Genomic DNA, 15,366 nt, shown 5'->3' with positions numbered 1-15,366 from the left:
GCCACCATGCGCACCGTCGTCCTGCCCGGCTCCTTCGACCCCTACACGCTGGGGCACCACGACCTGACCCGGCGGGCCGCCGCGATCGCCGAACGGGTGGTCATCGCCGTCACCCACAACCCCTCCAAGAAGGGCCTGCTGGATGTGGAGGCCCGCACCCGCGCCATCACCGCCTGCCTCGCGAACGAAGGCCTCGACTCCGCCGTGGAGGTGCGCACCCTGGGCAGCGGGCTGCTGGTGGGCTTCTGCCGCGAGGTGGGGGCCGGTGCCGTGGTGCGGGGGCTGCGCTCCCAGCTGGACCTCGCCTACGAGGAGCCCATGGCCCGCATGAACCGCCACCTGGCCGGTGTGGACACGATCTTCCTGCTCACCGACTCGCGCTACGCCCACATCTCCTCGTCCCTGGTGCGGGAGGTGCACAAGCTGGGCGGTGACGTGACCGACATGCTCCCTGCGCCCTCCCTGGACGCGCTCGCCGCCGCCGGGAACGTATCCTGAACAGTCCCTTCCCGCCCCCACCAGAAAAGGAGTGCTCCGCCATGTCCTCGACCGACACCGCCGGCTCGCCCTTCGACAGCGACCTCCGATTCGACGCGGTGGACCTGATCGGCCGCACCGGCTCCCACCGCCACGTGGAGCGCACCGTCGCCGCGGCCGCCCGTGACGCCGGCGGGCCCGCCATGCAGGTGCCCGAGGGGGAGCCCGTCGCCGTGCAGGCCGAGCTCGAGTCCGTGGTCGAGGGGATCTACGTGCACGGCACCGTCACCGCCCATCTGGCGGGGGAGTGCTCGCGCTGCCTGGACCCCGTCGAAGACCACATCGAGGCCCGCATCGACGAGCTGTTCATGTACCCCGAGAAGGTCAAGCCCGACGAGCGCGAGGACACCGTGATGCTCGACGGGGACGAGGTGGACCTCGGGCCGCTGGCGCGCGACGCCCTCGCCCTGGAGGCCGACGACCGGCCCCTGTGCCGCCCCGACTGCCCGGGCCTGTGCCCCCAGTGCGGCTTCCGCATGGAGGAGGACCCGGACCACGAGCACGTGGTGATCGACGACCGCTGGGCCGCCCTGCAGGGCCTGCTCGAGGAGGGCAGCGACGAGGGATCCGCCGGCACCACCGCCGCGGATGCCACCGGCCGGGACGGCGGCCCGGAGGACCGGGCCTGATGGCGCGATCCCGCCGCACCACCCCGGCCGCGGATCCGAGCGGCCTGCTGCGCGCCCTGCCGCTGGACGGCGCCCAGAGTGCTGACCTCGCCGAGTCCGGCCTGCTGGACCTGGCTCTCGTGCACCGCTCCTACGCCTACGAGAACGCGCTGACCACCCACAACGAACGCCTCGAGTTCCTGGGTGATGCGGTGCTGCAGCTCGCGGTCACCGAGGAGCTCTACGCCGCCCACCCCGGGCTGCCCGAGGGTGACCTGGCCCGCCGTCGCGCCGCCACCGTCAACACCCGGGCCCTGGCGATGGTCGCCTCCCGGGTGGACCTGGGGGCGTATGTGAAGCTGGGCCGCGGTGAGGACCTCTCCGGCGGCCGCTCCAAGGCCTCGATCCTCGCCGACACGACCGAGGCCGTGATCGGTGCCGTGCACCTGGCCTGTGGGCAGGACGTGTCCCGCCGCTTCGTGCTGGACCTGTTGCGCCCCCTGCTGGACTCCGACGAGTTCCTCGAGGCCGGGTACGACTTCAAGACCCGCCTGCAGGAGATCGCCGCGGAGACCGCCACGGTTCCCGTGTACCGCATCACCGAGACCGGGCCCGAGCACCAGAAGGTCTTCACCGCCACCGTCACCGTGCCCGAGGTGGTCACCGCCAGCGGGGACGGCCCCTCCAAGAAGGACGCCGAACTGGTGGCCGCCCAGCACGCCGTGCGGGCCGTGCTCGCCGAGCGCGGCGAGACCCTGATCCCGCGAGGCTGAGCCGTGCCCGAGCTGCCCGAGGTGGAGGTGGTGCGGCGCGGGCTGCTGCCCCACACCGTCGGCCGGACCGTCGTCAGGGTCGAGGTGCTCGATGCGCGCATCCTGCGCCGCCAGGTGGGCGGCGCGGACCGCCTGCGCGAGGCCGTCGAGGGGAACCGGTTGAGCGCCCTGGCGCGGCGTGGCAAGTTCCTGTGGTGGAGGCTCGAGGAGCCGGGCGCCTCGAACAGCGGCGGCAGCGACGTGGGGCAGGCCCTGATGAGCCACCTGGGCATGAGCGGCCAGTGGCGGGTGCGCGGCGCACATCCCGCCGCCGACGCCGCGGTACCCGCGCTCGCCTCCGCTCCGGGATCGGAGGGCCCGGCTCCTGACCCGCTGCGTCACCGCCGCCTCACCCTGCACCTGGACACCGGCACCGCGATCGACCTCATCGACCAGCGCATCTTCGGCGGCCTGTGGACCAGCCCCCTGACCGAGTCGCCCGACGGCGCCATCGCCGGGGCGGGCAGCCCCGACCACCTGCTGCCGGCCGACGCCCGCGACATCGCCCGGGACTTGCTGGACCCGGCGGCCGACCTGCCCGCCATCGCACGCACCCTCCGCTCGCGCCGCAGCGCCGTGAAGTCCCTGCTGCTGAGCCAGGACGTGGTCAGCGGCATCGGCAACATCTACGCCGACGAGGCGCTGTGGGCGGCTCGCACCCGTTACGACACCCCCGGCAACGCCCTGTCCCAGCGGCGGGCGCTGTCGATCCTGCGGGCCGCGGCGGCGGTCATGGAACGGGCCCTGGACCACGGCGGGACCAGCTTCGACGCCCTCTACGTCAACGTCGACGGGCGCAGCGGCTACTTCGCCCGATCGCTGAACGCCTACGGTCGTGCAGGAAATCCCTGCCCCAGGTGCGGTAGGTTGATCCGGCGGACCATGCATCAAGGGCGATCGAGCCATTACTGTCCCGGATGCCAGCGCCCGCCCACAGCAGTCGGCCGTCCCCCAGCGACGGCACGAGCCAGGAAGGACCCTCAGTGACATCGAGCGATGAGCGAGGCCCGATCCGCGTGATGCTGGTGGACGACCACGAGGTCGTGCGCCGCGGCATCGTCACCGCGATCGATTCGAGCGCGTCCCTCACCGTGGTGGGTGAGGCCTCCTCCGTGGCGGAGGCGACGCGCCGACTTCCGGCGATCCGCCCCGACGTGCTGGTGGTGGATCTCCAGCTGCCCGACGGCACCGGCATCGACGTGATGCGCGCCGCGCGTGAGCTGAACCCCGAGCAGAACATGCTGGTGCTCACCAGCTTCGACGACGACGCGGCGCTGCGCGAGTCCCGCGCCGCCGGTGCCGCGGGGCTGATCCTCAAGTCCGCCCGCTCCAAGGACATCGTCAGCGCCATCGAGACGGTGCACGGCGGCGGCACGGTGTGGCCGAACGGCCATGCGGACGACGAGCCCGAGCTGTCCGAGTCCGATCGCCGCATCGTCGAGCTGATCGGGGACGGCCACTCCAACCGGGAGATCGCCGAGCGCATCGGCATCGCGGAGAAGACGGTCAAGAACCGGGTCACCGTGATCCTGCAGGCCCTCGGCATGCAGCGCCGCACCCAGGTGGCCGCCATGGTGGCGGCCCGCCGCCGCGCCGGCTGGAAGTGAGCGCCAGGCGGTAGTGGGCGTCTGGGCCGTCTGGGCCAGAGGTGACCGATGCCCCGCTCACTGCGGCGGCAGCGTCACCCTCCACGAGATCATCGTGCCCGGCTCCAGGTTGAACGCGTCCACCCAACCCGCGTGACGGCGCGCCCGGCTGGACATGTTCGCCAGACCGCTGCGGCGGGTCACCGTGGGATCGATGCCGCGCCCGTTGTCCGAGACGTTCACCTGCACCACGCGGTCCACACCCTCGCTGAACACGCTCACCGACACCGCCACAGCGGTCGCATGCGCATGCCTCGCGGCATTGGCCAGGCACTCCCGCACCACCGCCACGACGTCCTCGGCGATCTCCCCGGGCAGCTCCGAGTCCAGCTCGGCCGGGCGGGTGGGCAGGCGCAGGGTGGGGACGAAGCCCAGGCCGGCGGTGGCCAGCCCTGTCTCGTGACGCAGCCGCTCGGTGAGCGTCGCCTCCGTGCGCTCACGCCGGAGCGACTGGACGATCTGCCGGATCTGGGCCACCGCGTTCTCCACGCCCTGCACGGAGGTCGCCACCGAGCTGCGGATCCGGGAGTTGGTGGGCTCCTCCCCGGGGGAGGACAGCGCCTCGGTGAGGGCCTCCAGCTCCATGCCCACGGCGAACAGTTCCTGGATGGCCAGGTCGTGCAGGTCGCGGGCGATCCGGCTGCGCTCGTCGTCCACCTCGCCGGAACCGAGGGAGGGGCCGCGCAGGGTCAGTGCGATCAGTCCGGCCAGGGAGTCCAGTCGCTCCCTGTCCGCCGCCGTGAAGGCGATGTGCTGCTGATCCCGGTCGCGCAGCACGGCGAGGAACCCACGCCCGTGCTCGGCAGCGTCGACCACCGCGAGCAGGGCGCGGGAGGGGGCGGGGGCATCCGGGTCCAGGGCGAGGGCGCCGATCGCCTCCAGTGCGTCGTTGTCGGCAGCTGCGAGGGCCAGGAACGCCGGTGACTGCGGGTCCAGCAGCTGTCCCAGCAGATCCGTGGCGCTGGGCCCCTCGGCCATCTCCACGGTCCAGGTCCCGGGCTCGAGCGGCATCACCAGCACGGAGTCGCCGGGTGCCAGGTCGGTGCGGGCGGAGGCGACCAGCAGCTGCAGCAGGTCCTCCGTGTCGCCGCCGGCCAGCACGGCCTCGGCCAGGTCCTGCACGCGGGGTCGGTCGGCGCGGGCGGGGGGCAGCAGGTCCTGACTCATCGATCCTCCTGGGATGCGGAACCGGAGCGGGTGGGGCGGGCGGTGCGGGCAGCATGCAGCTCAGCACGTGCGCCGGGTCCGATGTGGAGCACGGGGGTGGCCGGGGGGATCGCCTCGGCGCGGTGCGTGACCACCACCACGGTGGTGCCGGAGGGCACCAGGGTGTCGTCGGCGGGGGTGAGCAGCGAGCGCAGCAGGGCATCGCCGCGGGCGGGATCGAGGTGCTCGGTGGGTTCGTCCAGCAGCAGGATCCCGTTGCCTCGGATCACGGCTCGGGCCAGCAGCAGCCGTCGACGCTCGCCTCCGGAAACGGTGGTGCCGTCCGGGCCCAGCATGGTGTCCAGTCCGCGGGGGAGCTGTGCCACCCAGTCCTCCAGGCCCACGGCACGCAGGGCGGCATGGGCGGTGTCGTCGTCCAGGTCGCCGCGCACCACCCGCAGGTTCTCCCGCACGCTGGTGGCGAACACGTGGGCGTCCTCGGCGAACATCACCACCTTCTGCCGTACGGCATGCGGCGGCAGGGAGGCGATGTCGGTGCCGTCCAGCTGGACGGCGCCGGCCAGCGGGGACAGCAGACCGGCGAGCGTGGCCAGCAGGGTGGATTTCCCGCTGCCGGAGGCGCCGACGACCGCGAGGCGGGAGCCCGGGGGCAGGTCGAGGTCCAGGCCCGCCACGCGCGGGGCCTCGGGGCTCCAACCGGCGGTGAGGCCCACGGCGCGCAGATGCGCGGTGGGGGCGAGGGACGGGACTGCAGCGGACGGCGCGACGGCCGGCTCGTTGTCTGCGGGGAGCTCGGTCGACGCCGCGCTCTCGGTGCGCGCCTCCAGCGACGCAAGGGCCGCGTCCGGCCGGACCACGGCGTCGAGCCGGGCGGCAGCGGCGCGGGAGCGGGCGTACTGGGAGGCGGCCGCCGGGAGCGCTGAGGCGGCTTCGAAGGAGGACAGCGGCAGCAGGAGCAGCACGCCGATCTGCCCGGCGGAGGCACCGCCGTCCAGCCAGGCGGCACCGGCGGCCAGCAGTGAGCCGAGCACCGCCAGCACCATCGAGGCGGGAACGGCGGCGGAGGCCACCGCACTGGGCAGGGCCGCGCGGTCGATCGCGGCGTCGTGCGCTGACTGCTCCGCGGCGAGCGTGCCCAGGGCGGCGTCGAGGCGGCCGTCCACGCGCAGGCTGGTGGCGTCGTCCAGGATCTCCAGCGCGCTGGCGGAGACCTGGGAACGGGTGGTCACCACCGCGTCCTGGGAGATGCGTGAGGCGCGGTAGGCCGCCAGCGGAGCGATCAACGAGGCCAGCACCAGCGATGCGGCCATGGTCAGGCCCGCCAGCATCGACATCGGCATGATCGTGGCCAGCACCACCACGAACATGACCACCGAGACGATGCCCGGCACGATCGCCTTGATCACGTGGTCGGCGAGCTCCTGGGCGTCGTCGCCGATGCGGGCCAGCAGGTCACCGCGGCGCAGCCGGGTCAGGGTGTCGTCGGTGCGGGCGGCCAGGGCGGTGAACAGGTTGGTGCGCAGGGAGACCACGCCGCGCAGCGCGACCGCGTGGGTGGTCATGCGGTCCAGCCAGCGGAACACGCCGCGGGCCACGCCCAGGGCGCGCACCATCACCACGGCCACGGTGAGGTCCAGCACCGGGGGCATCGTCCAGGCGCGGGTGACCAGGTAGGCGGAGACCGCGGCGAGGGCGAAGGCAGCCGCGAGGGTGGCGCAGGCGGAGAGCACCGCGGCGGCCAGTCGGGCGCGGGGGATCTCCAGCGCTCTCTCGGCGCGGCGCAGGGCCAGATCGGGGGAGGTGGTCACGGGGCGACCTCCTGGTGCTCGTGCCCGGCCGGGTGCTCGGCATCGCGGGTGTGGCGGGCCTGCACCTCGGCGACGTCGTCCGCGATGTCGACCAGGCGGGAGCGGTGGGCGATCACCACCACGGTGCGTCCCTGACGGCGCAGGTCCGCGATGAGGTCCAGCACCACCTGCTCGGTGGCCCCGTCCAGGTGGGCGGTGGGTTCGTCGAGCACCACCAGCGGTGCGGGGGAGAGCATGGCGCGGGCCAGGGCCAGGCGCTGCCGCTCTCCCAGGGAGATGCCGGCGCCGGCGCGGCCCAGATCCGCATCCCAGCCGCGCTCGGCCACCACGGCGTCCAGGCCGGTTGCCGCGGCGGCACGGGCGACCTCGCCCTCGCTCGTACCGGGGCGGGCCGACAGCAGCACGGAGCGGATGGTGCCCGCGGGCAGCACGGGACGCTGGGGCAGCAGCGCCACCTGGTCCCACAGGGAGCGTCGGCGCAGCTCGCGCACGTCCACGGCGGTGCCGTCGGCGGCGATCACCTCAGCGCGGCCCTCCGCGGGCTCCAGCAGCCCCAGCATGACGTGCACGGCCGTGGTCTTCCCGGACCCCGAGGGGCCGGTGAGGGCCAGCACCCGACCAGGGCGCACGGTGACCTCGGCGCGGTAGGGGGCCAGGCCGTCGCGGGAGGCGACGGTGACCCCGCGCAATGCCAGGGTGGCGGTGCGCAGGTCGGGAGCCTCCGTGCGGCCGTCGGCCGTGACGGGCTCGTCGAGCACCTCGAAGGCCGCGGTGACGGCGGCCAGGCCGTCGGTCGAGGAGTGGTACTGGGAGCCGACGTTGCGCAGCGGCTGGTACACCTCGGGCGCCAGCACCAGCACGGCCAGCGCCGGGGCCAGGTCCATGTGCCCGTACACCAGGCGCATGCCGATGCTCACCGCGATCAGCGCCACGCACAGCGTGGCCAGCAGCTCCAGCACCATCCCGGAGAGGAACGCGTACTTCAGCGAGCCCATGGTGGAGGCGCGGTGGCGGTCGCCGAGACTGCGCACCACCTTCTCGGGGCCCTTCTCCCGGCCCAGGGCGCGCAGGGTGGGCAGCCCGTCGACCAGGTCCAGCATCTGGGCCCACATGGTGCGCATGTCTGCCAGCAGGCGCTCGGAGCGGCCCACCGTCAGCTTGCCCACCAGGATCATGAACAGCGGCACCAGGGGCAGGGTGAACAGGGCGATCAGAGCACTGGTGAGGTCCAGCAGGCCGATGGTCAGCAGGCACAGCGGGGTCACGGTGAGGCTCAGCAGCAGCTGCGGCACGTACCCCACCAGGTAGGGGCGCAGGTTCTCCACGCCGGTGGTGGCCAGGGCCGTGAGGTCCGCTCCGCGACCGGCAGAGCTGCGCGGGCCCAGTTGGGCGGCGTGGGACACGATGCGGGAGCGCAGCTGGGCGATGGCGTCGGTGGCGGCCCGATGGGCGGTGCGCTGCTCCACCAGCACCGCGAGCGCCCGGATCGCCAGAGCCAGCGCGAGCACTCCCAGTAGTGCCGGGGCGGCCTGGGGGAGCTCACGGTCCACCAGCAGTGAGGCGCCGAGACGGCCGATCACCAGGGCCGTGGTGATCACGCAGCCGGCCTGCACCAGGCCCAGCACGGTGGTGCGGGCCACGTGGCTGCGGGCGGCCCTGACCTCGCGGACCAGGCGCGGGTCCAGCGGGGCGCGGGAGGCCCGCTTCGGGGTGGGGGCGGACGCGCCCGCCGTCCCCGCGGGCGGCGGGGCAGGCGGGCGCGAGATCGAGGTTGTCATCGTGGACAGTCTGACAGGGCGGAGGGACTGCTCGGCGTGCCGAGGGTCCCCGCGGCACCGTCAGGCTCTCAGCTCTCGGCGTGGCGGCGACCGCCGTCCTGGTCGAAGGCCTCGCGGTAGGCGCCGCGAGCACGCTCCACCAGGCCGGGCGGCTGGGGGTCGTCTGGGCCGGCGATGCGGTGGCGGAACACCCAGAAGGACCAGATCTCGTAGGCCAGCACGATCGGCATGAACACCACCACGGCGATGGTCATCACCAGCAGCGTGTGCTCGCTGGAGGAGGCTCCGGCCACCGTGAGCGAGTTGGCGGCGTCGTTGGTGGCCGGCAGCACGTAGGGGAACAGCCCACCGAACAGCGTCACACCCGCCCCTCCGATCGCCGTCAGGGAGGCCATGAAGGCCGCGCCCTCCCGGCGCATCCGGTTCAGCACTGCCACCGCCACCAGGGCCACCGCCGCCACCAGCAAGGGCAGCCAGGTGAGGGCAGAGTTGGAGTAGGCCAGCTGGTACCAGATCAGGAAGGCCGCACCGGCGATGATGGTGGGCAGGATCAGGATGCCGGCCAGGCGGTTGGCGTCCTCGCGCAGCTCACCCACCGTGCGCAGAGTGAGGTACAAGGTGCCGTGCAGCCAGAACAGCAGCACGAACACGATGCCGCCCAGCAGGCCGAAGGGGTTCAGCAGGCCCAGCAGGGAGGTGGTCACCCAGCTGTTGCCGTCGATGGCCACGCCCCTGACGATGTTGGCGAAGGCCACGCCCCACAGCAGCGCCGGCAGGAAGCCGGAGAGGATGTGGACCCAGTCCCAGGTCTTCGTCCAGGTGGGGGTGTCGTGCTTGGCGCGGTACTTGAAGGCGCACACCCGCACGATCAGCATCACCAGGAGCAGCAGCAGTGCCAGGTAGAAGCCGGAGAACAGGGTGGCGTACCACTCGGGGAACGCCGCGAAGATCGAGGCGCCGCCCACCAGCAGCCACACCTGGTTGCCGTCCCAGATCGGGGCGATGGTCGAGATGATGGTGCCGCGACGTTCGGTGTCCCCCTTGCCCAGGGCGAGGACGTTCATCTCCACCCCGAAGTCGAAACCCTCCAGCAGGAAGTAACCCAGGAAGAAGAAGGCGATCAGCGCGAACCACAGCGTCTGCAGCAAGGTCGGATCGATCATGTCCATGACAGTCCTTGTCCCTTCTCAGTACCCGAAGGAGATGGCCGGGGTGTCGAGCTCGTCGGTCTGCTCGTCACGCTGCGGGATGGGGATGCCCTTGAGGGCGGCCTTGCGCATCAGGTAGAACCACACCACGGCGAGCACCCCGTACAGCAGGGTGAAGGTCACCATGGAGGTGAGCACCATCCAGCCGGGGTTGGAGGAGACGCCCTGGATGGTCATCAGGCGCACCGTCGGGTCCAGCGGGTTGGGGTGGACCACCCAGGGCTGGCGGCCCATCTCGGTGAACACCCAGCCGGCGGAGTTGGCCAGGAACGGCATGGGGATCGCCAGCACGGTGAACCAGGCGAAGGCCTTGGAGCCGGTGGTGCGGGCCTGGTCGCCCTTCCCGCGCGTCACCCACAGTGCCCAGAAGGCGACGATGGCGCTGAACACCGCCAGGCCGATCATCAGGCGGAAGGACCAGTAGGTGACGAACAGGTTGGGCCGGTAGTCGGCCTCGACCTCGTTGCCGAAGATGTCCGTGGTGGTCTCGCCGAACTGCTCCTTGTACTGCGCGTTCAGGTCGTCCACGCCCTGCAGGGTGGCGTTCGGATCATAGGTGGCCAGGATCGCGGTGACGTAGGGGACCTCGATCAGGTGGGTCACGCTGTCGCAGTCGGCCGCGAACGCGTCCGGGCCGCCCACGGTGAGGATGGAGAACGGCGCACCGGACTGGGTCTCGCACAGCGCCTCGGCCGAGGCCATCTTCATCGGCTGCTGCTCGAACATGATCTTGGCCTGGAAGTCGCCGGAGATCACCAGCACCAGGGCGGAGACGAACATGGCCACCACGCCGAAGCGGACGGCGGGCCGGAACACGTCGCGGCTCATCAGGTGGTGCTCGGCACCGTCGGTGGTCTCCATGCCGAGCTCGCGGGCCTTGTTGTGGTGGCGCACCATGTGCCAGCCGGCCACGCCGGTGACGAAGGCGGAGGCCACCAGCCAGGCGCCGGAGATCACGTGGGGGAACGCCGCCAGGGTGGTGACGTTGGTGAGCACCGAGAGGATGGAGCCCTGGGAGGGATCGAGCTCCGCCCGCCCGGTCTCCGGGTTCAGCACGGCGCCGACGGGGTGCTGCATGAAGGAGTTCGCGGCGATGATGAAGTACGCCGAGAGCATGGTGCCGATCGCCACCATCCAGATGGTGAGCAGGTGGATCTTCTCCGGCAGCTTGTTCCAGCCGAAGATCCACAGCCCCAGGAACACCGACTCCAGGAAGAAGGCCAGCAGGCCCTCCAGGGCCAGCGGGGCGCCGAACACGTCGCCCACGTAGCGGGAGTACTCCGACCAGTTCATGCCGAACTGGAACTCCTGGACGATGCCGGTGGCGATGCCGATGCCGAAGTTCACGATCAGCATCGATCCGAAGAACTTCGTCAGGCGCGTCCAGGCGTCCTTCCTGACTGGGTCCTTGGATCGCACGGCGATGGTCTGCATGATCGCGACCAGCAGCGACAGGCCGATCGTGAGTGGTACGAAGATGAAGTGGTACACGGTGGTGATGCCGAACTGCCACCGTGCCAGGTCGAGGGCTTCCATGGATCCTCCCAGGGGAACGACACGCTGTCACGAAAGTACGACCGGGCAGGGTTGCAGGAAGGGACCATCGTCCCGGGATGCGCGCCGGTCCGGCAGTAGCCAGTCTCCCACCGCGAGGATCCCCGGGTCGGGATCGACGAGCGTGCGGCGGGGTGTGTCGGCCCGGCGGCGGCGTGTGTCGCGCCGCATGTCGCGATGTCCCGGACCAGCTCCCTGTGCCATACTGACCGCGGCGCTCTCCTGCCCCGTACCGGGTGGGGGAACCTCCCGGCGTTGTTGCGTCGGAGCTCCGGGAACGCGAGTTCACGCGACCGAGTCGGCTCCCGCGATCAGCATCGCAGCGCTCCCTCTGAGGAGCAGCGCGGCGGCGAGGGCCAGAGACTTCCGTCCCCAGGGACGATGACCACATGGGACCCAGGGTGCGCTGGATCCTCCAGAAGGAGACGGCCACATGGCTGACAGCACCGACGACCGCGCATCGATCGACGAGGATTCGACCGGCACCACCCCCACGCGCAGGCGCCGCCGCGCCGCGGGAGCGCCAGCGGGGGCCCCGGCCCCCGTCCTCACCCCGGAGACCCCGACGGACACCCCCGTGTTCCGCACGGTGGTGCCCGAGCAGACCGCCGCCGCGGCGGAGCCGACCATCACCAAGCGTCCCCGCCGCCGCGCGGGTGCGCCTGCAGGAGCCCCGATCGTTCCTGCGCCGGCCGCCCAGGATCCGGAGACGGGCGAGGCCGCGGAGGGCTCCGAGGGCCTCCCGCAGGGGTCTGTTGCGCAGCAGGACGCACCGCGCACCGCACCGGCGGCCGCCCAGCCCGAGCCGCGCACCGATGCCGTCGCCTCCTCTCCCGCCACTGCGCAGGAGGAGGACGAGGACGAGCTGGACGGCGACGAGCAGGACGCCAATCCCGTCGCCGATGACCTGCGCGCCCTGGCCAGCACCCGCACCCGCGGTGGGGCCGTTGAGCAGGCTGCCGGTCAGGCCGATGACGACAGGGCGCGCCGTGAGCAGGCCCAGCAGGACTTCGCCTCGCTTCTGTTCCAGGCGCCCGCGCCCGCGCAGCCGCGCACGACGGTGGGCCCGAAGGACGCCCCCGTCGGCAGCGCCGACCTCTCCTTCGACGCAGGCTCCGACTCCGGGCAGGACACGGACGGTGCCGAGGACGCCTCCTCCGAGGACGCCGAGGACGCACCCCACCGCCGCACCCGCTCGCGCCGTCGCAGCGGCTCGGTGGGGGAGCAGGGCTCGGACGCCACCGCGGGCGAGGCCCGGAAGGACGGCGGCACCGACGAGGAGAGCACCGGTGACGACAGCTCCTCCGAGGACGGCGACGACTCCGGCGACAGCAAGGACGATGAGGGCCGCGAGGGCTCCGGCAGCTCCCGGCGTCGACGTCGCCGGGGCGGCCGTGGGCGGCGTGGCCGTGGCCGTGGGGACGAGGACCGCGTCAGCGGCGACGACCAGGACTCCGGCACCGACAGCTCCCGTGGCGGCAGCGACGACCAGGACGGCGAGTCCGAGGATCCCTCGAGCGAGGACTCCGACGGCGAGAAGGACTCCGGGGACGGCAGCTCCGGCTCCTCGAGCTCGCGCCGGCGCCGGCGCCGGCGGCGCTCCGGATCCAGCGACGGTGACGTCAGCTCCCCGGACGATCCCCCCAACACCGTGGTCAAGGTGCGCGAGGGCCGCGACGAGGTGAAGTCCGTCAAGGGCTCCACCCGCCTGGAGGCCAAGCGCCAGCGTCGCCGAGAGGGCCGCGACGCCGGTCGCCGCCGCAGCGTCATCACCGAGGCCGAGTTCCTGGCCCGTCGCGAATCCGTCAAGCGCTCCATGGTGGTGCGGGAGCAGAAGGGCCGCACCCAGATCGCCGTCCTCGAGGACGACGTCCTGGTGGAGCACTACGTGGCCCAGAAGTCGCAGACCTCGATGGTGGGCAACGTGTACCTGGGCAAGGTGCAGAACGTGCTGCCCTCCATGGAGGCCTCCTTCGTGGACATCGGCAAGGGCCGCAACGCCGTGCTGTACGCTGGCGAGGTCAACTGGGACGCCGCGGGCCTGGAGGGGCAGCCGCGTCGCATCGAGCTGGCCCTCAAGAGCGGCGACTCCGTGCTGGTCCAGGTCACCAAGGACCCGATCGGCCACAAGGGCGCCCGCCTGACCAGCCAGATCTCCCTGCCCGGCCGCTACCTGGTGTTCGTGCCCGGCGGCTCCATGACCGGCATCTCCCGCAAGCTGCCGGACACCGAGCGCGCGCGGCTGAAGAAGATCATGCGCCAGATCATCCCCGAGGATGCGGGCGTGATCGTGCGCACCGCCGCCGAGGGGGCCAGCGAGGAGGAGCTCACCCGCGACGTCGAGCGCCTGCGCGCCCAGTGGGACAAGATCCAGAAGGCCCAGAAGTCGAAGTCGGCCCCGGCCGCTCTGTCCCAGGAGCCCGACATCGCCATCAAGGTGGTGCGCGACGTCTTCAACGAGGACTTCACCTCCCTGATCGTCGAGGGCGGCAAGGTCCACGACGACGTGCACGAGTACATCTCCTCCGTGGCACCGGACCTGCTGGAGCGGCTCACCCGCCACGTGGGCCCCGAGGATGTGTTCGCCAAGCACCGCATCGACGAGCAGCTGCTCAAGGCGATGGACCGCAAGGTGTACCTGCCCTCCGGGGGCTCCCTGGTGATCGACCGCACTGAGGCGATGACCGTGGTGGACGTCAACACCGGCAAGTTCACCGGTTCCGGCGGCTCCCTCGAGGAGACCGTCACGCGTAACAACCTGGAGGCCGCCGAGGAGATCGTGCGGCAGCTGCGGCTGCGGGACATCGGCGGCATCATCGTCATCGACTTCATCGACATGGTGCTCGAGTCCAACCGCGACCTGGTGCTGCGCAGGCTCGTCGAGTGCCTGGGGCGCGACCGCACCAAGCACCAGGTCGCCGAGGTGACCTCGCTGGGCCTGGTGCAGATGACCCGCAAGCGCGTGGGCCAGGGACTGGTGGAGACGTACTCCGCCACCTGCGAGCACTGCAACGGCCGCGGCCTGATCGTGGACATGGACGGCTCCCACTCCCACACCGGCGGCAACGGGAACGGTTCGAACTCCGGCAGCGGAGGCGGCAACGGCTCCGGCGAGGAGTCCTCCCGCTCCGGTCGGCGCCGCGGCGGGCGCAAGTCCCGCTCCGCGGAGGCCAGGGAGGCCGTGGGTGAGCTGATCGACCCGCAGTCGGCGGACGTGCACCGCCTGCAGGAGGACGAGAGCTCCCGGGCCCTGGCCCGTGCCACCATCGCCTCGATCGCGGCGGCCTCCGGTCACCAGTCGAGCCCCGAGGTGACCGTGGACGGCAAGGTCGTCTCGGTGCAGGGCCAGGAGCAGACCCCCACCGCGAACGACGAGCCCGGCCACTCCGAAGAGCAGGAGGGAACCGTGCCGACGGACCAGCAGCCCCAGCAGGACACCGGCGAGGCCACCCGCGCCGCCGACGCCGGGTCCCTCGAGCGGCCCGAGCAGGCCGACCGCGTCGAGCAGTCGGCCCCCGCGGCCGATGCGAGCGGCACCGGGGACCCGGAGCCCGTCACCCGCATCGACCCCGAGGCCGGCAGCACTGACCCCGAGCAGGCGAGCCCTGACGGCCCCGGCGGGACCGTCACCCCCGAAGGGTGACCAGTTCCACAGCTTCCGCCAGCATCTGCGCAGGTCGCGCCGGTAAGAATGGTTGACCGGCGCGCCCGGGGATCGTAAGCTGTCCCTTGGCGCAGAACGCGCCGAAGTCGTGATCCCGCTGGGCGTCGCGCGGCCGCACCTCCCTCCTGGGGTGTTCTCGAGTGGATCGAGGGCGCAGCAGGACCGGTCGACGGTCGCAGGTGCGCGGTGAGTCCGCGAGTCCGGCTCTCGGGTACGTCCCGAACCAAGCAATTCCCGAACCAAGATGGAGCAGTGACGTGGTGTACGCAATCGTCCGCGCAGGCGGTCGTCAGGAGAAGGTGTCGGTCGGTGACACCATCGTGATCAACCGCGTGTCCGGCGAGGCGGGCGACAGCGTCGAGCTCGCTCCCGTCCTCCTGGTCGACGGCGACTCGGTGACCTCCGCCAAGTCCGATCTGGACAAGGTGAAGGTGACCGCTGAGATCCTCGAGGAGCTGCGCGGTCCCAAGATCCGCATCCTCAAGTACAAGAACAAGACGGGCTACAAGAAGCGCCAGGGCCACCGCCAGGAGCTCACCCGCCTGAAGATCACGGGCATCGCCTGAGCGATCCCTTCGTAACGA

The 15,366-nt window shown here is 71.9% G+C and carries 12 protein-coding genes; 7 read left to right on the top strand and 5 right to left on the bottom strand.

The genetic code is table 11. The features are described from left to right. Positions 1 to 6 precede the first annotated feature (6 nt). From coaD to M4D54_RS00540, 5 genes are read left to right on the top strand one after another with little or no spacing between them, the layout of a single operon-like run. A complete protein-coding gene (gene coaD / locus M4D54_RS00560) occupies positions 7 to 498 on the top strand; it encodes a pantetheine-phosphate adenylyltransferase (protein WP_259889468.1) in 492 nt (163 codons plus the stop codon). A gap of 41 nt (positions 499 to 539) precedes the next feature. Further along, on the top strand, positions 540 to 1,166 hold the full coding sequence (locus tag M4D54_RS00555) for a DUF177 domain-containing protein (protein ID WP_259889465.1): 627 nt from the start codon (positions 540 to 542) through the stop codon (positions 1,164 to 1,166). Next, entirely contained in the window at positions 1,166 to 1,918 is a 753-nt protein-coding gene (gene rnc, locus M4D54_RS00550) for a ribonuclease III (protein WP_193866917.1), read from the top strand. The genes M4D54_RS00555 and rnc overlap by 1 nt, the downstream gene beginning before the upstream one ends. 3 nt (positions 1,919 to 1,921) lie before the next feature. Continuing rightward, on the top strand, positions 1,922 to 2,944 hold the full coding sequence (mutM, locus tag M4D54_RS00545) for a bifunctional DNA-formamidopyrimidine glycosylase/DNA-(apurinic or apyrimidinic site) lyase (protein WP_193866916.1): 1,023 nt from the start codon (positions 1,922 to 1,924) through the stop codon (positions 2,942 to 2,944). A gap of 32 nt (positions 2,945 to 2,976) precedes the next feature. Further along, entirely contained in the window at positions 2,977 to 3,564 is a 588-nt protein-coding gene (locus tag M4D54_RS00540; protein ID WP_396121458.1) for a response regulator, read from the top strand. Between the two features lie 57 nt (positions 3,565 to 3,621). Here M4D54_RS00540 and M4D54_RS00535 read toward each other — a convergent pair whose 3' ends face one another. The 5 genes from M4D54_RS00535 to M4D54_RS00515 form a co-directional block, all read right to left on the bottom strand. Then, on the bottom strand, positions 3,622 to 4,770 hold the full coding sequence (locus tag M4D54_RS00535) for a sensor histidine kinase (RefSeq protein WP_259889459.1): 1,149 nt from the start codon (positions 4,768 to 4,770) through the stop codon (positions 3,622 to 3,624). Beyond that, positions 4,767 to 6,578 carry a thiol reductant ABC exporter subunit CydC gene (gene cydC, locus M4D54_RS00530; protein ID WP_259889457.1) on the bottom strand — a complete coding sequence of 604 codons (1,812 nt, stop codon included), beginning with the start codon at positions 6,576 to 6,578 and terminating at the stop codon, positions 4,767 to 4,769. The genes M4D54_RS00535 and cydC overlap by 4 nt, the downstream gene beginning before the upstream one ends. Further along, positions 6,575 to 8,356: a thiol reductant ABC exporter subunit CydD gene (gene cydD / locus M4D54_RS00525; protein ID WP_193866843.1), complete on the bottom strand. Its 1,782-nt coding sequence runs from the start codon at positions 8,354 to 8,356 to the stop codon at positions 6,575 to 6,577. Before cydD ends, cydC begins: the two co-directional genes overlap by 4 nt. A gap of 68 nt (positions 8,357 to 8,424) precedes the next feature. Then, positions 8,425 to 9,525: a cytochrome d ubiquinol oxidase subunit II gene (gene cydB, locus M4D54_RS00520; RefSeq protein WP_193866842.1), complete on the bottom strand. Its 1,101-nt coding sequence runs from the start codon at positions 9,523 to 9,525 to the stop codon at positions 8,425 to 8,427. An 18-nt stretch (positions 9,526 to 9,543) separates the two neighbouring features. Continuing rightward, the gene (locus M4D54_RS00515) at positions 9,544 to 11,100 is read right to left on the bottom strand and encodes a cytochrome ubiquinol oxidase subunit I (protein WP_193866841.1); all 1,557 of its coding nucleotides are present in this window, start codon (positions 11,098 to 11,100) and stop codon (positions 9,544 to 9,546) included. A gap of 451 nt (positions 11,101 to 11,551) precedes the next feature. On the opposite strand from M4D54_RS00515, the gene M4D54_RS00510 reads away from it, so the two are divergent. Next, positions 11,552 to 14,761 (top strand): Rne/Rng family ribonuclease, encoded by a 3,210-nt coding sequence (locus M4D54_RS00510; protein ID WP_193866840.1) that lies wholly within the window; start codon positions 11,552 to 11,554, stop codon positions 14,759 to 14,761. Between the two features lie 278 nt (positions 14,762 to 15,039). Continuing rightward, positions 15,040 to 15,348, top strand: coding sequence for a 50S ribosomal protein L21 (gene rplU / locus M4D54_RS00505; protein WP_017824107.1), 309 nt, complete (start codon positions 15,040 to 15,042; stop codon positions 15,346 to 15,348). The last annotated feature ends 18 nt before the right edge of the window (positions 15,349 to 15,366 follow it).

The organism is Brachybacterium sp. p3-SID1565 (assembly GCF_025143785.1).
Lineage (GTDB): Bacteria > Actinomycetota > Actinomycetes > Actinomycetales > Dermabacteraceae > Brachybacterium > Brachybacterium epidermidis.
This window is presented reverse-complemented; position numbering and strand designations above follow the sequence as displayed.

Bases quoted from the DNA above. Each gene is read 5' to 3' on its own strand.
- coaD (WP_259889468.1), top strand. From the start codon at position 7: ATGCGCACCGTCGTCCTGCCCGGCTCCTTCGACCCCTACACGCTGGGG.
- M4D54_RS00555 (WP_259889465.1), top strand. From the start codon at position 540: ATGTCCTCGACCGACACCGCCGGCTCGCCCTTCGACAGCGACCTCCGA.
- rnc (WP_193866917.1), top strand. From the start codon at position 1,166: ATGGCGCGATCCCGCCGCACCACCCCGGCCGCGGATCCGAGCGGCCTG.
- M4D54_RS00540 (WP_396121458.1), top strand. From the start codon at position 2,977: ATGCTGGTGGACGACCACGAGGTCGTGCGCCGCGGCATCGTCACCGCG.
- M4D54_RS00535 (WP_259889459.1), bottom strand. From the start codon at position 4,770: ATGAGTCAGGACCTGCTGCCCCCCGCCCGCGCCGACCGACCCCGCGTG.
- cydD (WP_193866843.1), bottom strand. From the start codon at position 8,356: ATGACAACCTCGATCTCGCGCCCGCCTGCCCCGCCGCCCGCGGGGACG.
- cydB (WP_193866842.1), bottom strand. From the start codon at position 9,525: ATGGACATGATCGATCCGACCTTGCTGCAGACGCTGTGGTTCGCGCTG.
- M4D54_RS00515 (WP_193866841.1), bottom strand. From the start codon at position 11,100: ATGGAAGCCCTCGACCTGGCACGGTGGCAGTTCGGCATCACCACCGTG.
- M4D54_RS00510 (WP_193866840.1), top strand. From the start codon at position 11,552: ATGGCTGACAGCACCGACGACCGCGCATCGATCGACGAGGATTCGACC.